Origin of the sequence: Exiguobacterium sp. PvP048, assembly GCF_040549175.1 — a bacterium.
GTDB classification, from domain to species: Bacteria; Bacillota; Bacilli; order Exiguobacteriales; family Exiguobacteriaceae; genus Exiguobacterium_A; species Exiguobacterium_A artemiae.
Genome location: NZ_JBEPSU010000001.1, coordinates 623,307 through 641,791 on the forward strand (window position 1 = coordinate 623,307; position 18,485 = coordinate 641,791).

General features: G+C 46.0%; 18 protein-coding genes, 1 other RNA gene and 1 pseudogene. 2 read left to right on the plus strand and 18 right to left on the minus strand.

The genetic code is table 11. The features are described from left to right. Positions 1-213: 213 nt before the first annotated feature. From hisIE to ABIC15_RS03165, 9 genes and pseudogenes are all read right to left on the minus strand, one after another. A pseudogene (gene hisIE, locus ABIC15_RS15290) lies at positions 214-829 on the minus strand (bifunctional phosphoribosyl-AMP cyclohydrolase/phosphoribosyl-ATP diphosphatase HisIE). Further along, the gene (gene hisF / locus ABIC15_RS03130) at positions 826-1,575 is read right to left on the minus strand and encodes an imidazole glycerol phosphate synthase subunit HisF (RefSeq protein WP_354019698.1); all 750 of its coding nucleotides are present in this window, start codon (positions 1,573-1,575) and stop codon (positions 826-828) included. Before hisF ends, hisIE begins: the two are co-directional and overlap by 4 nt. Then, positions 1,569-2,273 (minus strand): 1-(5-phosphoribosyl)-5-[(5-phosphoribosylamino)methylideneamino]imidazole-4-carboxamide isomerase, encoded by a 705-nt coding sequence (gene hisA / locus ABIC15_RS03135; RefSeq protein ID WP_026832198.1) that lies wholly within the window; start codon positions 2,271-2,273, stop codon positions 1,569-1,571. Before hisA ends, hisF begins: the two co-directional genes overlap by 7 nt. Further along, positions 2,246-2,833, minus strand: a complete 588-nt coding sequence (hisH, locus tag ABIC15_RS03140; RefSeq protein ID WP_028105794.1) for an imidazole glycerol phosphate synthase subunit HisH — start codon at positions 2,831-2,833, stop codon at positions 2,246-2,248. Before hisH ends, hisA begins: the two co-directional genes overlap by 28 nt. Beyond that, positions 2,830-3,411, minus strand: a complete 582-nt coding sequence (gene hisB, locus ABIC15_RS03145) for an imidazoleglycerol-phosphate dehydratase HisB (protein ID WP_012371230.1) — start codon at positions 3,409-3,411, stop codon at positions 2,830-2,832. Before hisB ends, hisH begins: the two co-directional genes overlap by 4 nt. Further along, entirely contained in the window at positions 3,384-4,355 is a 972-nt protein-coding gene (locus tag ABIC15_RS03150) for a pyridoxal phosphate-dependent aminotransferase (protein WP_114595142.1), read from the minus strand. Before ABIC15_RS03150 ends, hisB begins: the two co-directional genes overlap by 28 nt. Further along, positions 4,355-5,572 carry a histidinol dehydrogenase gene (gene hisD / locus ABIC15_RS03155; RefSeq protein WP_354019699.1) on the minus strand — a complete coding sequence of 406 codons (1,218 nt, stop codon included), beginning with the start codon at positions 5,570-5,572 and terminating at the stop codon, positions 4,355-4,357. Before hisD ends, ABIC15_RS03150 begins: the two co-directional genes overlap by 1 nt. Continuing rightward, positions 5,572-6,180 carry an ATP phosphoribosyltransferase gene (hisG, locus tag ABIC15_RS03160; RefSeq protein WP_012371233.1) on the minus strand — a complete coding sequence of 203 codons (609 nt, stop codon included), beginning with the start codon at positions 6,178-6,180 and terminating at the stop codon, positions 5,572-5,574. The genes hisD and hisG overlap by 1 nt, the downstream gene beginning before the upstream one ends. Beyond that, positions 6,181-7,002, minus strand: a complete 822-nt coding sequence (locus ABIC15_RS03165; protein WP_026827608.1) for an ATP phosphoribosyltransferase regulatory subunit — start codon at positions 7,000-7,002, stop codon at positions 6,181-6,183. A 130-nt stretch (positions 7,003-7,132) separates the two neighbouring features. Here ABIC15_RS03165 and hisJ point away from each other — a divergent pair, with 130 nt between their 5' ends. Further along, the gene (gene hisJ / locus ABIC15_RS03170; protein ID WP_354019700.1) at positions 7,133-7,927 is read left to right on the plus strand and encodes a histidinol-phosphatase HisJ; all 795 of its coding nucleotides are present in this window, start codon (positions 7,133-7,135) and stop codon (positions 7,925-7,927) included. A gap of 139 nt (positions 7,928-8,066) precedes the next feature. Here the strand turns inward: hisJ and hxlB are convergent, their stop codons facing one another. Together hxlB and hxlA are read right to left on the minus strand one after the other, a co-directional pair. Next, positions 8,067-8,615 carry a 6-phospho-3-hexuloisomerase gene (gene hxlB, locus ABIC15_RS03175; protein WP_114595137.1) on the minus strand — a complete coding sequence of 183 codons (549 nt, stop codon included), beginning with the start codon at positions 8,613-8,615 and terminating at the stop codon, positions 8,067-8,069. Then, positions 8,616-9,251 carry a 3-hexulose-6-phosphate synthase gene (gene hxlA / locus ABIC15_RS03180; RefSeq protein WP_026827605.1) on the minus strand — a complete coding sequence of 212 codons (636 nt, stop codon included), beginning with the start codon at positions 9,249-9,251 and terminating at the stop codon, positions 8,616-8,618. It lies immediately after the preceding gene. 204 nt (positions 9,252-9,455) lie between these two features. Here hxlA and ABIC15_RS03185 point away from each other — a divergent pair, with 204 nt between their 5' ends. Beyond that, the gene (locus tag ABIC15_RS03185; protein WP_012371239.1) at positions 9,456-9,821 is read left to right on the plus strand and encodes a winged helix-turn-helix transcriptional regulator; all 366 of its coding nucleotides are present in this window, start codon (positions 9,456-9,458) and stop codon (positions 9,819-9,821) included. A gap of 55 nt (positions 9,822-9,876) precedes the next feature. On the opposite strand, the gene ABIC15_RS03190 is transcribed toward ABIC15_RS03185, so the two are convergent. The 7 genes from ABIC15_RS03190 to rnr form a co-directional block, all read right to left on the minus strand. After that, positions 9,877-10,386: a GNAT family N-acetyltransferase gene (locus tag ABIC15_RS03190; protein ID WP_114595135.1), complete on the minus strand. Its 510-nt coding sequence runs from the start codon at positions 10,384-10,386 to the stop codon at positions 9,877-9,879. Positions 10,387-10,751: 365 nt separating this feature from the next. Then, positions 10,752-11,864: an AAA family ATPase gene (locus ABIC15_RS03195; protein ID WP_354019701.1), complete on the minus strand. Its 1,113-nt coding sequence runs from the start codon at positions 11,862-11,864 to the stop codon at positions 10,752-10,754. After that, the gene (locus ABIC15_RS03200) at positions 11,861-13,279 is read right to left on the minus strand and encodes a hypothetical protein (protein WP_354019702.1); all 1,419 of its coding nucleotides are present in this window, start codon (positions 13,277-13,279) and stop codon (positions 11,861-11,863) included. The genes ABIC15_RS03195 and ABIC15_RS03200 overlap by 4 nt, the downstream gene beginning before the upstream one ends. A gap of 39 nt (positions 13,280-13,318) precedes the next feature. After that, complete coding sequence (locus ABIC15_RS03205; RefSeq protein ID WP_354019703.1) at positions 13,319-14,995, minus strand: AI-2E family transporter; 1,677 nt, start codon at positions 14,993-14,995, stop codon at positions 13,319-13,321. Positions 14,996-15,202: 207 nt separating this feature from the next. Beyond that, positions 15,203-15,561, minus strand: a transfer-messenger RNA (tmRNA) gene (gene ssrA, locus ABIC15_RS03210). Positions 15,562-15,619: 58 nt separating this feature from the next. Next, a complete protein-coding gene (gene smpB / locus ABIC15_RS03215; RefSeq protein WP_014971147.1) occupies positions 15,620-16,090 on the minus strand; it encodes an SsrA-binding protein SmpB in 471 nt (156 codons plus the stop codon). Between the two features lie 32 nt (positions 16,091-16,122). Continuing rightward, positions 16,123-18,480 (minus strand): ribonuclease R, encoded by a 2,358-nt coding sequence (gene rnr, locus ABIC15_RS03220; RefSeq protein WP_354019704.1) that lies wholly within the window; start codon positions 18,478-18,480, stop codon positions 16,123-16,125. Positions 18,481-18,485: the final 5 nt, after the last annotated feature.

The following is an 18,485-nucleotide window of genomic DNA, read 5'->3' on the forward strand; positions in this document are numbered from 1 at the left end:
GATTGCTCTTTGATCGTTTTCGTGATTTCTTTTTTTGTGATCAAGATGACACCTACTTTCTGGACAAACAGACTATGCTCTTGATTATACGCCCGCTTTCTACTAAATGCCTATCAAAATGTTCTGACGATTTGATGACACTTCTTTTGTTGTTTTCCCACTTTTTTCAGCAAAAAAACTCTGCATCCCGTTTGAGGAATGCAGAGCCGTGGATTACCACTGTTCAATATCCGGTCGATCCTTGAACGTCGACTTCGTCCCATGACGTTCGTTCAAAACAGCTTCAACGTCCGTAAACGATACTCCGCGATCAGCAAGCAACACCGTCAGATGATACAGCAAGTCCGCTGTCTCTTCCGCGAGGGTGTCATCCCCCGCGAGGACGACTTCAAAGGCTTCTTCGCCAAACTTCTTGGCGATTTTTTCACGCCCGGCTTTAACCAGGTAGTTCGTATAAGACGCCTCATCTTGCGACGCGATTTTTTCTTTTACTGTACGTTCGAGTTCATGTAGCATGCGGCACCTCCACTTCTGTATAGAAACATGTCCGATTGCCGGTATGGCACGTCGGTCCGGTCGCTTTGACGGTAATCAATAAGCTGTCCTGGTCACAATCAATCCACATACGGCGTAATTCAAGCGTATGTCCGCTCGTCTCGCCCTTCGTCCAAAGACGGTTCTTCGTCCGCGAGAAAAACGTGACGAGTCCGGTCGCAAGCGTCTTGTCGTAAGCCGCCTGATCCATAAAACCGACCATCAGGACATCGTTTGTCGTTTCATTCAAGATGACAGCCGCGACGAGTCCCTTCGAAAAATTCAATTCGATCATCGGACGTCGACTCCTCTCGCCTTCAAGTAGTCTTTTGTCTCCGGCATCGTATAGGTCGCTTCGTGGAAAATCGATGCCGCCAGTGCCGCATCGGCTCCCGCTTCGAGACCTTCCGCCAAGTGTTCGAGTGTCCCGACACCACCGGAGGCGATCAACGGCACATTGACGACTTCGCGTAAGCGTTGGATCAATTCCAAATCGTAGCCATCCTTTGTTCCGTCGGCATCCATCGACGTGACAAGCAGTTCACCGGCTCCAAGCGAGACGGCTTCCTTCGCCCATTCAATCGCATCCCGTCCAACAGCTTGTGTGCCGCCGTGCGAGAAGACGCCCCATGAGTCACCGGTCCGCTTAGCATCGATCGCGACGACCGTCGCCTGAACACCAAACAGACGGCTGATGTCTTGAATCAGTTGCGGGTTCTGTAACGCCGACGAATTGAGGGAGACTTTATCGGCACCGGCGCGAATCAAGCGTTTCGCGTCTTCCAGCGTCTTGATGCCGCCGCCGACCGTAAACGGCATGTAGATGACTTCTGCCACCCGCTCGACGATATCGAGCATCGTGTCGCGTCCTTCTTGCGTTGCCGAGATATCAAGTAACACCAGCTCATCGGCACCTTGTTCGTAATAGTATTTCGCGACGGCGACGGGATCGCCGTGGTCGCGCAGATTTTGAAACTTCACGCCTTTGACGACGCGCCCCTCCTTGACATCGAGGCAAGGAATGATCCGTTTCATCAACATACGCGAAGCACCTCTTTCAACGACAATGAACCGTCGAGCAAGGCACGGCCGATGACGGCACCGTCCATCCCGATCTCTTTTAAGCGGGCGACGTCTTCGACCGTCGTTACACCACCGGACGCAATAAGTTCAACGCCGTCCCGTTTTAAACGGTCGAGTCCGTCAACATCCGGTCCCTGCATCATTCCGTCACGGGAGATGTCCGTGTACAAGAACGTCTTAATGCCTTTTTGAATCAAATGTTCAATCGCCCGTTCGAGTGTCCAGTCACTCGCTTCGAGCCAACCGCGTGTCTGAACGATTCCGTTTTTGGCGTCAAGCGCCACAGCCAGCTTATCACCGGCCCGCTCAATCATCTGTTCAAGCAACGCTTCGTCTTCCAGTGCAACCGTCCCGATTAGAATCCGGTCAATTCCGGCGCCGACGTAAGCTTCGACCGTTTCGATGTTCCGGACACCGCCGCCGGCTTCGACAAACAAACCGGTTTCTTTTTTGATGTCCGCAATCAGGCTCAAGTGAAGCGGTTCACCGGCTTTGGCGCCATCGAGATCAATCAGGTGAATCGCTGTCGCACCGTCTTCTTTAAACCGTCTTGCGATCGTCAACGCATCTCCGAAAAAGGTTTGCTGTTGAAAATCACCTTGTTTGAGCCGGACGGCCTGTCCGCTCATTAAATCGATTGCTGGGTAGAGTTGCATGTCGTCTCTCTCCATTCCTTAAGTAATTTCAATCCGACTTCCCCACTCTTCTCCGGGTGGAACTGCATCCCTGTCACCAAGTCCTTTTGGACGATGGCCGGGACGAGTCGTCCATATTCGACCGAGTCGACGATCCAGTCCGGTTCACAGACGGCACCGTACGAGTGAACGAAATAAACGGCTTCCCCATGATTCGTCAACTGGTGCCAGCCCATGTGCGGCAAGCGGACGTCACTCGGTAACTTTTCGACCGTTCCCGGTAAAATACCGAGCCCTTGTGTCTGTCCATCTTCATCACTTGATTCAAACAACAGTTGCATCCCGAGACAAATCCCGAGGAACGGTTTTTTCGTCGCTTGTTCCTGTAAGAACTCAATCAGTCCCGTCTCTTCTAACCGGGCCATTGCCGGGGCATAGGCACCGACACCCGGTAAGACGAGCGCTTCCGCCTGTCCGAGCAATTCCAGATCACTCGTGACGATGACGGCTTCTCCGAGCTCTTTTAACGCCCGTTCAATATTGGCGATATTGCCGACACCATAATCTACAATCGCGATCATTGGTCAATCAGTCCTTTCGTCGACGGGACGCCGTCACCGGTCACGGCAACTGCTTGACGGACAGCCCGCCCCAGTGCCTTGAACAGTCCTTCGATCATGTGGTGTGTGTTCGATCCGTAAAGGACTTGGGCATGAATCGTCATCCGGGCACTGCGGGACAAACCTTGGAAAAACTCTTCCGCCAGTTCCGTATCGAAATCACCGAGCTTCGGATTTTTGAATTCGGCGAGGAAGACCGTATACGGACGACCGCTGAAGTCGAGGACGACCGAGGCAAGCGTCTCGTCCATCGGCACACGTGATTCGCCGTACCGTTCGATGCCGGCTTTGTCGCCTAACGCTTCCGTCAAGGCAGCTCCGAGAACGATGGCCGTATCTTCAACCGTATGGTGGGCATCGATCCAGAGATCGCCCTTCGCTTCAATCACAAGACCAATCCGGGCCTGGAAGGCAAACAACGTCAACATGTGGTCAAAGAAGCCGACACCTGTCTTAATCTCAACCGGTCCGCCACTGAGGTCGACCGCCACCTTGATTTCTGATTCTGAACTTACTCGTTCACTTGTCCCACGACGCATTGCAGTTCCTCCTCTACACATTTCTCTAAGATTTCCATCGCTTCCGTCGAGCCGCAACTGACGCGGAAGGCTCCGTCAAACAAACGGATCCGCAGTCCGGCGTTGGCACAACGTTCGGTGAAGCGTTCAGCTTTCTCGTATTCAACGTAAACAAAATTCGCAGCACTCGGATACGTTCTACCAAGCGGTTCGACCAGACGGGCAATCGTGTCCCGGCTCGCGAACGTCTCTTCCAAGACGAGATCCAGTTCCGGCTCGGCCATGATGGCAATCCCGACGGCAGCTGAGAGTCCGGAGACATTATACGGTGACTTGATTGATTCGACTTCCGCGACGATCTGTTCACTCGCAATCAGGAAGCCGAGTCGCAAGGACGCGAGGCCAAACGCTTTCGACAACGTCCGGAGAATGATCGCGTTCGGATATTCGTCGAGTAGACCGACCATCGATTGTTCAAGGGCAAAGTCGATGTAGGCTTCATCAATCACGACATATTTTCCGCTGTCGAGCAATCGGCGGACATCCGCTTCCTTGCGTAAAATCCCCGACGGATTATGCGGGTGACTGAGGAAGATGATGTTGCCCGGTGCAGCGAGCAGTCCGTCGACATCAAGTGCCATCCCGTCGAGCAACGGGACTTTACTGAAGTCGGCCCGTGCGCGGTCGGCATAAAACTGATACATGACGAAATCCGGTTGCGAGGCGATGACCGGTGACTCTGGACCGGCGTAGCGGGCACAGAGGTAACCAATCAGTTCGTCGGAGCCGTTCCCGGCTACGAGTTGCGTCGGACGGACACCGGCATAGGCGCTGTACGATGCTTTCGCTTGGTCGATGACTTCGACCGGGTATTCATTGATCGGAAACGTCTCGACGAGTTGTTTGATCGTCTCGATGCCAACCGGGCTGTGTGCCGTAAATCGTTCGTTTTGGTGTAGTCGCATCAGTTCTCCCTCACTTCTATCGCTTGTGCGTGTGCTTCGAGTCCTTCGACCCGGGCAACGGTTTTCGCGGCATTTGCTAGTCGAGCGACACCTTCCCGTGTCGCTTCGAGCATCGTCTGGTGACGTAAGAACGTTCGTGCCGATAAGCCGGACGCAAAGCGGGCTGTCCCGGACGTCGGTAAGACGTGGTTCGTCCCGGCGACATAATCACCCAGTGTTTCCGGTGTTTCGTGTCCGAGGAAAATCATCCCGGCGTGACGGATCAACTTGACGACCTCTTGCGGGTTCGCGACAGCGAGTTCCAAGTGTTCGGCAGCCAAACGGTTCGCTTCTGCAATCGCATCATCAAGTGAAGCGACGAAGACACCACCGTTTTCCATCGCCCGGCGTGCAATCTCCTGGCGCGGTAACTGTTGCAGACGGCGTTCGATGTTCGCATCGACGTCCGCTTTCATTGCTTCCGTTGGGACAAAGGCAATCGCGACTGCGTCACGATCGTGTTCCGCTTGCGCCAGGAGATCGGCAGCAATCCGGTCCGGATGCGCCGTCTCATCAGCGATGACGACGACTTCTGACGGTCCGGCGACTGAGTCGATACCGACAATGCCGTAGACTTGACGTTTCGCTTCGGCAACAAACCGGTTACCCGGTCCGACGATCAAATCAACCGCTTGAATCGATTCCGTACCGAACGTCAAGGCAGCGACGGCTTGAGCGCCACCGATTGTATAGATTTCCGCCACACCGGCGATTTTCGCCGCGACCAACACTTCTGTGCTGAGTCCGGTGACCGGTGTTACCATGACGACCCGCTCGACGCCGGCGACTTTAGCCGGAATCGCGTTCATCAGGACGGTCGACGGATAACTTGCTGCTCCGCCCGGGACATAAATCCCGACCGAGTCAACCGGAACAAACCGTTGGCGACGGGTGACGTCCGCTTCGACGAGCTCGATGTCGGACGGCAATTCTTGTTCGTGCCACTCAACGAGTCGGGTCGCCATCAGTTTTAACGAGTCGACCAGATTCGGATCGGCTTGATCAAACGCTTCTTGAATCTTCGTTTCATCCAAACGGAAATCTGTCAAATCCACACGGTCAAATTCACTTGTATAGCGACGGACGGCCGCATCGCCGTCGTTTGCCACTTGTTCCAGAATCGACCGGACGGCTTGCTCCGTCTCACGGTCAACACTGAAGTTTTTTGTCGTTGCCATTACCGAGTCACTCCTTCTGTCAGCTGTTCGAGTAATTGAATCACTTCGACGCGTTTGCGTTTCAACGTCCACTCGCTTGTAAAGAATCGGGCGTTGATATCGATGATCTTTTCATATTCGTTGAGACCGTTCGCCCGGAGTGTTTCACCCGTTTCGACGATATCGACGATTGCATCAGCAAGTCCGAGCAATGGTGCCAGTTCAACCGAACCGTTCAGCGGCACGATATCGACATCGACACCAAGTTCACTGAAGTAACGTTTCGCGATGACCGGATATTTGGTCGCAATCCGGACCCGACGTCCGCCTTCGAACTGCAACGGTTCTTTCGCACAAACCGACATCCGGCAAATCCCGAATGGCAATTCTGCCAGTTCCGACAATTCCTGATCCGATTCGAGCAGGATGTCGCTGCCGGTGATCGCAACGTCGAGGACGCCTTGGGCGACGTACGGAATCAAGTCCGATCCTTTCATGAAGACGAATTCATGTTCGCCGCGCTTGACGATCAATTCACGTTCGATCGCTCCCCACGTTTCGACGCCTGCTTCTTTTAAATACCGTTCCGTCGTTTTCGACAGCCGGCCTTTCGTAATCCCAATCCGCATTTAGAGCACCTCCGCGAGTCGTTCGACGGAAAATCCGATCCCGAACGCTTGTTGTTCCTGACCAAATTGTTCGTACAGCCGGTCGTATCGTCCTCCGACCAACACCGGCTCGGTCACACCTTCGATGAAACCGTGAATCGTCACGCCATCATAGTATGTCTGCAGCCCCATCTGTCCGAAGTCGAGATCGGCATTGACGGCGTCTGCTAAATCGATGACGGCATTCAAGCGGGTTTCGTCAACATACGGCAAGATCTGTTCCGCCCCTTCCCGACCAAATAAGAGCGGGAGTTTGGCGAGCAAGGCATCATCGAGTTCCCGGGCAATCCGTTTCAGTTCGATGACGTTCCGTAACCGCAACATCTGTGTCACTTGATCCCGCAGGTGGTGATCACCGACCCGCGTTTCAATCAAGTGTTCAATCAGTCCGGCGTCGCCGATCGACAACGTCACTTCTTTACCGGTCAATTCTTCGATCAACCGGACACCGAGTTGGATTGCTTCGACCTCGGCAATGACGCCCCGTTCTTCAAAACCGACTTGGAACTTTTCTTCCGGCTGGAAGACCGAACCACTGTAAAAGACGCGCTTATATTGTTCGCGGCCCCGCTCACTGAGCGCCCGCGCGACACTTGTCGTAAAATCCATCCGAATTTGTTCCCGGCCACCGACTTCTTCAATTAAAGGGGTGATTAATCGGGTATAGTTAGATTGTTCGAGCCCATCCTCGAGTTGGCGGATGACACGTTGCAGGCGTTCAGCTGATTGCCCGACGTAGTCCGTCGCCCCGTCTTTGAGTCGAATCGTAGAAAATGATTGCATGTCGCCACTCCTTTATCTTGTTATCACTGTACCACGCTAAATTATTTAACGATAAGATACCTTTTTTGTGGTTCGATTGTCAATCCTTTTGCCTGTTTTCGTACTGAAAAAACATATTGGAGGTTTTATCATGCAATTAATTAAATGGGACGGTCACGTCCACAGCCCGTATTGTCCGCACGGAACACAGGATCCACTCGAAGCGTATATCGAACGCGCCCTGTTACAAGGTCTCGAACGGATCAGCTTCACCGAGCACGCCCCGCTGCCGGAAGGACTCGTTGATCCGGCACCCGATAACGATTCCGGGATGTCGTTTGCGACAGCCGAACGCTACATCGAAGAACTGAAGACGTTACGCGACACATACAAAAACGATATCGACATCCGGATCGGGATGGAGTTTGATTACTGGGAGCATGACGTCGACGGCACGCGCGACATCATCGCCCGTTACGGTCCCGAGCTGACGGACGGCATCCTGTCGCTCCATTACCTCTGGATCGAGGACCGGTATTACATGGTCGACTTCAGCAAAGAAAGTTTTGGTGAGATCGTCACGGCGACAGGCAGTGTCACAGCGGCCCACGAACGCTATTACGAAGGCATTCAGGCACTCGTCATGACGAACCTCGGGACACATCAACCAAAACGCCTCGGTCACTTGACGTTGCCGACGAAGTTCATCCAAGCCTATCCGCTTGAGCAGACGCCGGCGAACTTGGATGAGACGGTCCGGAAAATCCGGCAGGCAGACTTTACGCTCGATCTCAATACGGCAGGATTGCGGAAACCGTTGTGCGGTCTTTCCTATCCTTACCCGGAACTCCTGCAACTCACGCAGTCTTTAGGCATTCCGCTCGTTTACGGATCAGATGCGCACCTGGCAAAAGATGTCGGTGCTGATTTTGACATGAAGTGGTAAGACATTAAATATGTAAAAAAAAGAATCGCTCGTTTTCATCAACTCTGTCAGGAGTTGCGGGAAACGGGCGATTTTTTCATGCCAAACAAAAAAAGACCGGCAAACGTGACGTACACGTCTACCGGTCTTGTAATCTCTTCTATTCTAAATTGGCATGTTTGCCGTACATCGTTTTTGAATCAAGTTGTTTCGCCGCCATGATGTGGAGAATCAACGCATCATAGAACAGCAACATCGTTTGCTCAAACAATGATCCCATCGGCTGAACCGTTTCGTCTGCTGTGGCTGTCCGTTCTTTCGGCACGCCCGGTAGCTTCACGGTTAAGTCCGCTAACTTCGCCAGTGTCGACGTCGGCTCAATCGTAACGACCGCGACGGTTCCACCGAGTTGTTTCGCTTTCTCGACGATCGGGACGAGTGTTTTCGTCTCACCGGATCCTGATCCGATGATCAACAAGTCCCCTTCGCGCAAGTTCGCGGTAACCGTCTCACCGACGACGTATGCATCAAAGTTCATGTGCATCAGGCGCATGACAAACGCTTTGCCCATCAAGCCGGAGCGACCGGCTCCAGCGAGAAAGATCCGGTCTGCCTTCAGAACGGCTTCCGCGAGTTGCGTCGTCTCGGCTTGATCAATCGCTTCGACCGTCGACGTCAGCTCTTGTAAAATCGTTTGAATATGTGTCATTTACGCCTCTTGCAGCATCCGACGCATCGTTGACGCTGTTCCTTGTTTGTCGTCTTGTCCGGTAATTCCGCCACCGACGATGATGAGGTCTGGGCGTGCTGCGATGACTTCAGGTAATGTCTCCATCTTGATTCCGCCAGCAACTGCTGTTTTAGCGTTTTTGACAACGGATTTGATTGTCGCGAGATCCTCGAACGAGTTTTGACCGACGGCTTGAAGATCGTAACCTGTGTGGACACAGATGTAGTCAACACCGAGTTCATCAAGCTCTTTCGCACGTGTCGCGATATCTTTGACAGCAATCATATCCACCAAAATCTTCTTGCCTGATTTTTTCGCTTCTTCAACGGCACCTTGGATCGACATATCTTCGGCAGCTCCAAGAATCGTCACGATATCGGCACCGTGTGCGACAGCTTGGCTGACTTCATAGCCGGCAGCATCCATGATTTTTAAGTCGGCGAGAACCGTTAAGTTCGGGAATGCCGCTTTCATTTCTTTAACGGCACGAAGCCCTTCGTTGATGACGACCGGTGTCCCGATCTCAACGATATCTAAGTTTTCTTCACCAATTTCTTTGACTAAAGCGATGGCACCTGCTGTATCGACTAAATCGATTGCGAGTTGTAATTTCATAATTGATCTCTCCCATTCTTCTCTCTATTTATGGATCCTGGCACTTCCTTCTGACGTTCGTGAAGGAACATGACTAAATATAATCCTCATAGACGAACTTGGGAAGTACGCACTTTTAATTTACATAGTGCGATTTTTCATACATAGTGCGGAAAAGTATACTGTCGATGACAAGAGGGCTATACTGAAAAAGGAGGTGGGACGATGCCACATTTTGAAGACCGGCAGTTTAATTGTGAAAAGGAATTGACCCTATCGATCATCGGGGGGAAATGGAAGATGCTGATTCTTTGGCATCTCGGGAAAGAAGGCACTAAACGCTTCGGAGAGCTGAAAAGTCTGATGCCCGGTATCACGCAACGGATGCTCGTTAATCAATTACGGGAGCTGGAAGATCACCATATCATCCACCGGGAAGTGTATCCGGTCGTTCCGCCGAAGGTCGAATATTCGTTGACGCCACACGGCTACAGTCTGATGCCGATTCTGGACGCGATGTACGACTGGGGTAAGGATTATGCCAAAAATGTCCTCGAAGTCGAGTTTGAACAACAGAAATTGTCCCAATAAAAAAGATGCTCGTCTGTCCCGTCTCAATTTGAGAGGAGGCATCCGAGCATCTTTTTTAGGTTTCTTCTGTCGTAAAAATCTTCGACATTGCCAGTTCGTCGACGTACTCGCCGTCAATTAACAAAGAAGCAATCCGCGTGCCTTCAATATTGAAGCCGAACTTATGATACAACTCGATTGCCCGCAGGTTATCTTTCCGGACTGTCAGTTCCAGCCGGACAAGTCCCGCTTCAACGGCAAAGGCATCGACGGCTTCGAGTAATCCGGCACCAAGCCCGCGCCCCGTATAGGCATCCAGCAAGCCGATAACGAGGTTCGCCCGGTGACGGATTCGGCTTGGTTTGCCACCGACGACCAACACATAGCCGACAAGTTGTTCATCGACATCGACGACAAAGATGTCCGAGTTCGCCGCCTGACCAAATCGTTCGATAAACGCTTCCGCCTGTTCCGTCGACATGCTGCGTTCTTCCGGTTCATACAACATATATTTTGTTTCCCGATCAATCCGTCGCATCAAATCCGATAAGGCCTTTCCGTCCATCAAGGTGGCACGTCGTATCATAGATGTCAGCTCCTGTTTCTAATAAAAAATTCTTTTGTTAGAAATACACCTTATTTTATAATAATGCTCTACACAACCTATAAAGAAAGTTAATTTTTATAACTTGACTTATTATTGTATTATACGTTAATTTCCGCTGAAAACTATTCTTTTTATTCTCTTTATAAAAAAGTACCATATCTAACAAATGATACAGCACTTTTAAAATTCTAGATTTTTTATTGTTACCTCTAATTACATTATCTATCATTAAAACAAAAAAAGACTAATTCTATAAAATATTATCAGAAAACAATAGACTTAGTAAATTACATCGATAATACACCTTGAATATATCCGTCCGAAAATCAGGTATATTATCCAAACTATTTTTTAGAAATTAATTGCTTTTGTTTAAAATCACTTTTAATGATAATAGACAACTCTTCTATACTTGGATTTTCAATATTTGCTACTCTTCTTGCATGATTCATAATTAAATCATCATATATATTTCTTACTAATCGACCATTCGCAAAATTCTCTTCTTTTGATTCTACCAAGTCTTCCAATATTATTTTTACTATATTTTTAGCTTCTTCACTCAAAATATAGTTACTCTTTTCACACAATATTAATAAAATCTGTTCTAGCTCTATAGCTGTGTAATCTTCAAATTCAATAAATGTGTTAAAACGAGATTTTAATCCTAAGTTAGAATCTAAAAATTTATTCATAGGGTCTGTGTATCCTGCTACTATTACCACTAAATCTTCTCGATAATCTTCAAGCGCTTTTGTTAGTTCTGTTATACACTCTCTGCCATAAGAATCACTATGATTATTTTCAGTTATACTATAAGCCTCATCAATAAATAAAACCCCACCCAATGCCTCTTCAATTACTTTTTTAACTTTTAAAGCTGTTTGACCTTGATAACCTGCTATTAAATCCGTTCTAGAAACTTCAACAAAATGTCCTTTAGATAGCAAGCCTAGCTTCTTATACAATCGTCCAATAATTCTTGCAACAGTAGTTTTTCCGGTCCCAGGTTTACCCATAAAAGCTAAATGAAGTGTACTTTTAAGAGAAATTAAACCTTTTTCATGACGCATTCTTTGAATTTTTTGATATGCAATTAAATCATCTACTTTTGACTTCACACTCTCTAAACCTACTAGATTATGTAATTCAATTAATAGTTCTGATAAAGTACGGTTATCCTCAACCATGATTTCTTTATTACAAATATTTAAAACAGTATTATATCCATAGAATTTAATTAAGCTATCTTTTAGCGTTTTAACTAATAGTTTTACATCTAAATTATTATTAGAATTAGATATATCGTTCATTTTTTTCAATAGTATAATTGTAGATTGATAATCTAGATGATCTACAATAGATAGCGCATGTCTTGTAATTTCTCCATGCTCATTAATCAGCGCATCTAATTTCGAAGATAAATCTAAAAAATCATTCGCATATTTATTTCTCATCTTAAAATTCCAACTAAATTCAAAATAAAATGAATCAATGTAACACCTAGAGATCCTGCTGCTAAAAAATAAACATTCTTAATTTTCGCAGATAAATTACGATTTTCTTCAATTAAAACGTTAGTCTCAATTTTATTTTTTTGAAAATCTATCCATAATTCATCAATGTCGTTGAGATATTCGTACTCACTAATAGTTTCTGTAAATTTACTAATAGACTCTATCTTCTCATCTCTAGCTTTAGCTAAACGCTTCATATCTTCAATCTGATCAGCAGTAACATTAAGAATCGAAGAAAATTCTTGTGATTTTACCCATAGTTGATCTACATCATAGATATGATGTAGTTTTTCCAACTTCATTTTAAATTCTTGTATTATATTTATTGACTGTTTTTGAGAAAGAAGTTCTTTTTGATTATTGCTTAGTTGATCATTTAATGAACGTAAGCTGCTTTTAGAATTTTCATGTTCTTCCCATAGTTGATCAATTTTATGAAGATGACTATACTCGGAAATAGTTTCTACAAATTTATTTATAGATAGTAAATTTTTATTTTGAATTTCAATCACTTGTTTCACATTACTAATCTGCAAATTTAGATTATCAATGTTCCCAAAAATATTTTTTACATCTTTCCACATTAAATCAATATCATAAATATGTTTGACCTTATTTATTTTATCTTTAAAGTTTTCAAATTCATCGACTATTTTATTTTGAGAGATGATTTTTTTTTCAATATCAATTATTTGATTACTTAATAATTTAATATTAATTTTAGAAGTATTATTTTCTTCCCACAATTCATCCACATATTTCAAATGCGTTAAATCACTTAATTCTTTTTTAAACTGATTTAACTTAGCAATAGCGTCAAAATGTTTTTTAGACATCTGCTCTATAATTTCAATTTTATGATTAATATTTTGTACATCTCCATTGAATACTTGTACATATTTCCAAACATCATCAACTTTTTCAAGATGCTCATATTTATCTAATTTTTCTTTAAAATTTTTCAATACTTCAATTGTTTGTCTTTGTACTTTTATAGACTTGTTAATCTCTTTTTGAGCTTCTTTTGCTTCTTTACTAGCTTCTTCAGCTGCTTTAATAGAAATAAGTATTCCTTGTATATATTCTTTATCTAGTGCTTCTAGAGCATTGTATACTTGACCAAACTCTTCTATAAATTTTTTGTGTAATGAATTGGATTTCATCAAATTATTTTGTACTTGCTTTATTACCTCATTTAATTCTTCTCCTGTAACCTTATGATCAAACCAGTCAAACAATCCTCCACTTACATCAACTTTATCAAGCTTTAGTTCATCATGTTTAGTCATTGAAAAATTTTTCAATTGTTTTTTTGCTTCATCAAATTTTCGAGTTTTAATAATAAATTTATCCATGTAATAAACCTCTGATTATGTATTTGTTAAAACCAATATTCATTCTAGAAGACCTTTGATAATTTGTTCCATTTCATCAAGTGAATCGTTATTTTCTTTAGAACCATTTGTATCGCTTGTGAAAATAAAATTTAGTGACTCGTTCATTTCAATTTTTGCAGCTGAGTGTCTTACAGATATGGAGTCAGCTGCTTCTTTTTTAGTATCACTGAGCTTTTCACTACTTACATCTATAAGTTGAGACTGAATACTTAAAACTTCATTTCCTTTTTCGATTTGACTGCTCAAATTATAATTTTCTTGCTTCTTTTCTACTGCTTTATCAATTAAATTTAGCGTGATTGCTCCAATTATTCCTGCAGTTAAAGCACCTGCAAACATCCCTATCAAACTAGCTAGACTACCTAGAAATGGAATTTCGATTGCAAGAAAAGGAATTGACATCAAACCTTTCTCAATCGCTTCCCCTAATACGATTGCACTAACAGCACTTAAGCCTACCATCACTATTTTTCCAGCTTCTAAAAGTTTAATCTCCAAGGATTTTTCTTTATTTTCAGGACTATTTAGATAATCTATAGCATCTTTAATAGACTTCCAACCATGCTTTAATAAGCTCCAAACTTTTTTTATACTTGCAACAATTGGTCCGTATATAGCTGTAAATATAGTAGTTAATATAGATTTCCCAGCATTAATTAGATGTTTTTTTAACTTACTCACAAAAGAACTAATTGCTTCTTTGATATGTTCAAACAATGTGCTTAAATTTTTGGAAGATGATTTTAACCATCTGATTAATTTACTCATTACTTCTTTAATAAATTCAGCAAACATAGTCATCACTATTGTACGAAGCGCTTTTCCTGTTATTTTGAATGCTTCTTCTTTACGAGATTTATTTCCAGCTTCAATAGATTTTTGAACACCTTCTTGTTTTTTTTGTTCAAAGTCTTCGCGAGCACTTTTATCTTGTTCTTTCAGCTCTTTTTCATCAATATTAAATCGTTCAGATGCCTTTTTCCCATCACGTTCACTATTTAAAAAATCGCTCATACTACTGTCGCTTTTAGATTGATTGGCAGCGGAATCTAAATCATTCAAATTCGTATTACCATTAGCAAATGCTACTTGTTCCTTCCTACTTAAATGTGCATTTGCTTCTGCGTCTCGGTTAATTTCTGCTGTTGGAATAGTATGATCTTTATGAACACTTGCAGAACCTTTATCTCTACCTTTATCAAAGTCATCTCTTGCATCTTTTGTTAAGACTTTTCGATTTTTACCACTTCTATTATCAAATTTTTCTTTTATATTTCCATTATCATCTTTTTGAAACCTTCCCTGATAGTCATCAAAACGTTTTTGATAGTCAATACTAGAGTTGTTTTTGGCTATCTTACCTTTTTCAAAGTTCTCAGTAGTCTGAACATGTGCATCTTTTTTCAGATTTAATGAGATATTATTGTTTTCTTTTAAAAAGTCTTCACCTGCAGTTACAGCGACTTGATTTAAAAATTGCTCCCAAACTGCATTTTGTATGACACTTCCAAGACTATCTACATTACCTATTTTTTCTCTGTCCTCTTCTAAAAGTTCAAGTTCCGAAATTTTTTCAGCCAATTCTATTTGAAGTTTATTTTCTAACTCTTCAAAGTCAAACGAATCAACTGTATTATTTTCCAATCCCATTAGTTCAGCATTTTCTTTTGACATTTTACACCCCTAAATTTTATTATCAAATATTTAACAAACAGAAAGTTCATTACAATTATTATACTTCTATTGGTTTTAAATTCCAACATTCTTTATTTTAATAGTATTTAATACATACGCATTCAATCATTTATTATTACAATAAAAAAGCACCAAAACCTCAATTTAAGAAGTTTTGGTGCTTTCTGAAATCCTTAAGATTTCAGGGTATGGAGACGGTGGGAGTCGAACCCACGTCCGAAGGCATCGTATACTTAAGCTTCTACGTGTGTAGTCAATTTATTGGGATCTCGTCGTCAGGCTGCCAATTGACAGGCGTCCGTCCGACCAGTCTGATTCCATCTCTTCTCTTTCCCTCCAGACGGAAGGGTCCAAGCGTAGCCTGTTTAAAGTGAGACCCTAGAAATCAGCCGACCAGGCGACGGCTGCTAGGATCCGTAGTAGCTATTAAGCTGCTGCGAGTTGTGTGTTAGTTTTGCCAGTTATGGCTGATGCGTTTTAACGAGGCCGACCCCTCGACACGCCACAGAAGACCGAACTACCCCCGTCGAATCCGTAACGTCCCCAAGATCTAAAATTGGGGCTTTCCGAATACTATTATAATAGCAGAAAAGTGTTACGGGTTCAATACTTTTGCTTGTCACGTAATGCGCGGTCAATATCGCGTTTCGCGTCCTTCTTCTTCAAATCGTCGCGTTTGTCGAATTTCTTCTTCCCGCGGCCGAGTCCGATCAGACATTTCGCGTAGCCGTTCTTGATGTAGACCTTCAGCGGCACGATCGTGTAGCCGTCGCGCGAGACGAGTCCCATTAAGTTTGCGATCTGTTTTTTGTGCAACAACAGTTTCCGCGGACGGAGCTGTTCGTGGTTGTATCGGTTCCCTTGTTCAAAGTGGGCGATGTTCGAGTTCCAGAGAATCGCTTCCCCGCCGTCAAAGCGGACGAACGCGTCGCCGATACTGATTTTTCCTTTACGGACCGATTTGATTTCGGTTCCCGTCAAGACGAGACCCGCTTCGATCGTATCTTCAATCGCATAATCAAACGACGCCCGTTTGTTGTTGGCTAATACTTTTGAACTTGTACCTTTTGGCATCTCTCTTCCACCACATTTCTAAACAGAAGCGCTTATTTGCGCTTCCGTTTTTTATTCGAGACCGCTTTATGGAACGGCGGTTTATCCTTCTTGTCCTTCAGCGCGAACCCTTTGCCTTTCGACTGGTCCTTCGGCTTACTCGGACGCTTCGACTTCCCGCGACGGTCGTCTTTCTTATCGTCGCGTTTTTGTCCCGGACGGCCGCCGCTTGAACGGATCGTCTTCGACTCAAAGCGTTTTTTCGGTTGACGTTCCGGCATGCCGACGACTGCGAAGTCGATCGTCTTCTCATCGATGTTGACACCGGTGACTTTAATCTCGACGACGTCACCGATCCGGAACTGTTGTTTCGTCCGTTCGCCCATCAATTGATAGTTCGCTTCGTCGTAGCGGTAGAAGTCATCCGTCATCGCCTGGATGTGAACGAGTCCTTCGATCGTGTTCGGTAACTCGACGAACATACCGAAGTTGGTCACTCCGCTGACGACACCTTCAAACGTCTCGCCGATGTGTTGTTCCATATACTCGGCTTTCTTCAGCGCATTCGTTTCGCGTTCCGCGTCAACGGCACGACGTTCCCGTTTTGAAGCGTGATCGGCGATTTCCGGCAGAATCGCAGAGTAACGGTCCTGTGTCTTTTGCGATTTATCATTAAAAATGATGTACTCGCGCAGGAGACGGTGGACCATCAAGTCCGGATACCGGCGGATTGGTGACGTGAAGTGCGTGTAGAAATCGGTCGACAGACCAAAGTGACCAATCGGTTCGACGTCGTATTTCGCTTGTTGGAGCGACCGTAACATGACCGTACTGACGACGGCTTCTTCCGGCTCACCTTCCACGGCGTTCAGGATCGATTGCAACGTCTTCGGTGCGACCGACTCGCCTTTGAGTTCGACGTTGATGCCGAAGTTGGCGATGAACTTGAAGAACGTATCGAGACGTTCTGCTTTCGGCTCATCGTGGATTCGGTACATGAACGGCAGTTTTTGGTGTTGAACGTGTTCCGCCACCGTTTCATTCGCGGCAAGCATAAACTCTTCAATCAGTTTCTCGGCAACCGACCGTTCGCGTAAGATGATTTCGCTTGTCTTGCCTTCTTCGTTGACGAGGACTTTCGCTTCCGGGAAGTCGAAGTTGATTGCGCCACGGCGTGAGCGGCGTTCGCGGAGAATCGCAGCCAGTTCCGCCATCTGATCGAAGTTCGCGACGAGATCGTGATATTTTGCGACCACTTCTTCGTCTTCGCGTTCGATGATTTTACGGACATCGGTATACGTCATCCGTTCCACCGTCTTAATGACACTCTGTAAAATCTCATGGTTGACGACAACCCCGTTTTGATCGATTTCCATAATACAGCTGAGTGTTAACCGGTCAACGTGCGGGTTGAGTGAACAGATTCCGTTTGACAGACGGTGCGGAATCATCGGAATGACCCGGTCCACGAGATAAACACTCGTTCCGCGTTCGCGTGCTTCTTCGTCGAGCGGTGAATCTTCCTTGACGTAATGTGAGACGTCGGCGATGTGAACACCAAGCTCGTAGTTACCGTTCGAAAGTTTCTTGACGTGAACGGCATCATCCAAGTCTTTTGCATCGGCGCCGTCAATCGTCACCGTCACTTCGTTGCGTAAGTCGACCCGACCGACAAGATCTTTCTCATCGATTTGATCGGGAATGTCATTTGCTTCCGCAATCGCTGCGTCCGAGAAGTCGACATTGATGCCGTGCTTGTGGACGATCGACAGGATATCGACACCCGGATCGTTTTTATGCCCGATGATTTGCAGGACTTTAGCAGTTCCGGCGTAACGGCCGTCCGGATACTTCGTGATCCGTGCGAGGACTTTATGGCCGTCGACGGCACCAAGCGTATCTTCGTTTGCGACGACCGGTAGGAACGTCAGCTTCGAATCATCAGGCTCGATGTAGGCGATCGACTCAATCCGTCCTTTTGGACTGACGAACGTTCCGACGAAATCAGCCGGTCCACGTGAGAGAATCTTCAGCAGCTTGCCTTCACGGCGGTCTCCGCCGTTTGATTCGGCGAACACTTTGACGAGGACACGGTCGCCGTTATAGACGTTGCCGAGTTCCGGTGCCGGCAAGAAGATATCGCCTGCTGAACCGTCCTCCGGTGAAACGAATCCGAATCCGCGTTGGTGGACCGAGATTTTTCCGGCGACTTGCCCGATTTGCGCCAGTGTCCCGTATTTGTTCGAACGGGTCCGTGCGATGAGTGCTTCATCTTCCAGCTCATTTAATGTCCGGATCAGTTCCTTGAACTGTGCCGTATCTGTTAATTCCAGTTTTTTCGTTAATTGATCAATCGACAACGGACGTTCTTCCGCTCCGATGACCTCTAGTATTCGTTCACGTAATTCCAACGTGA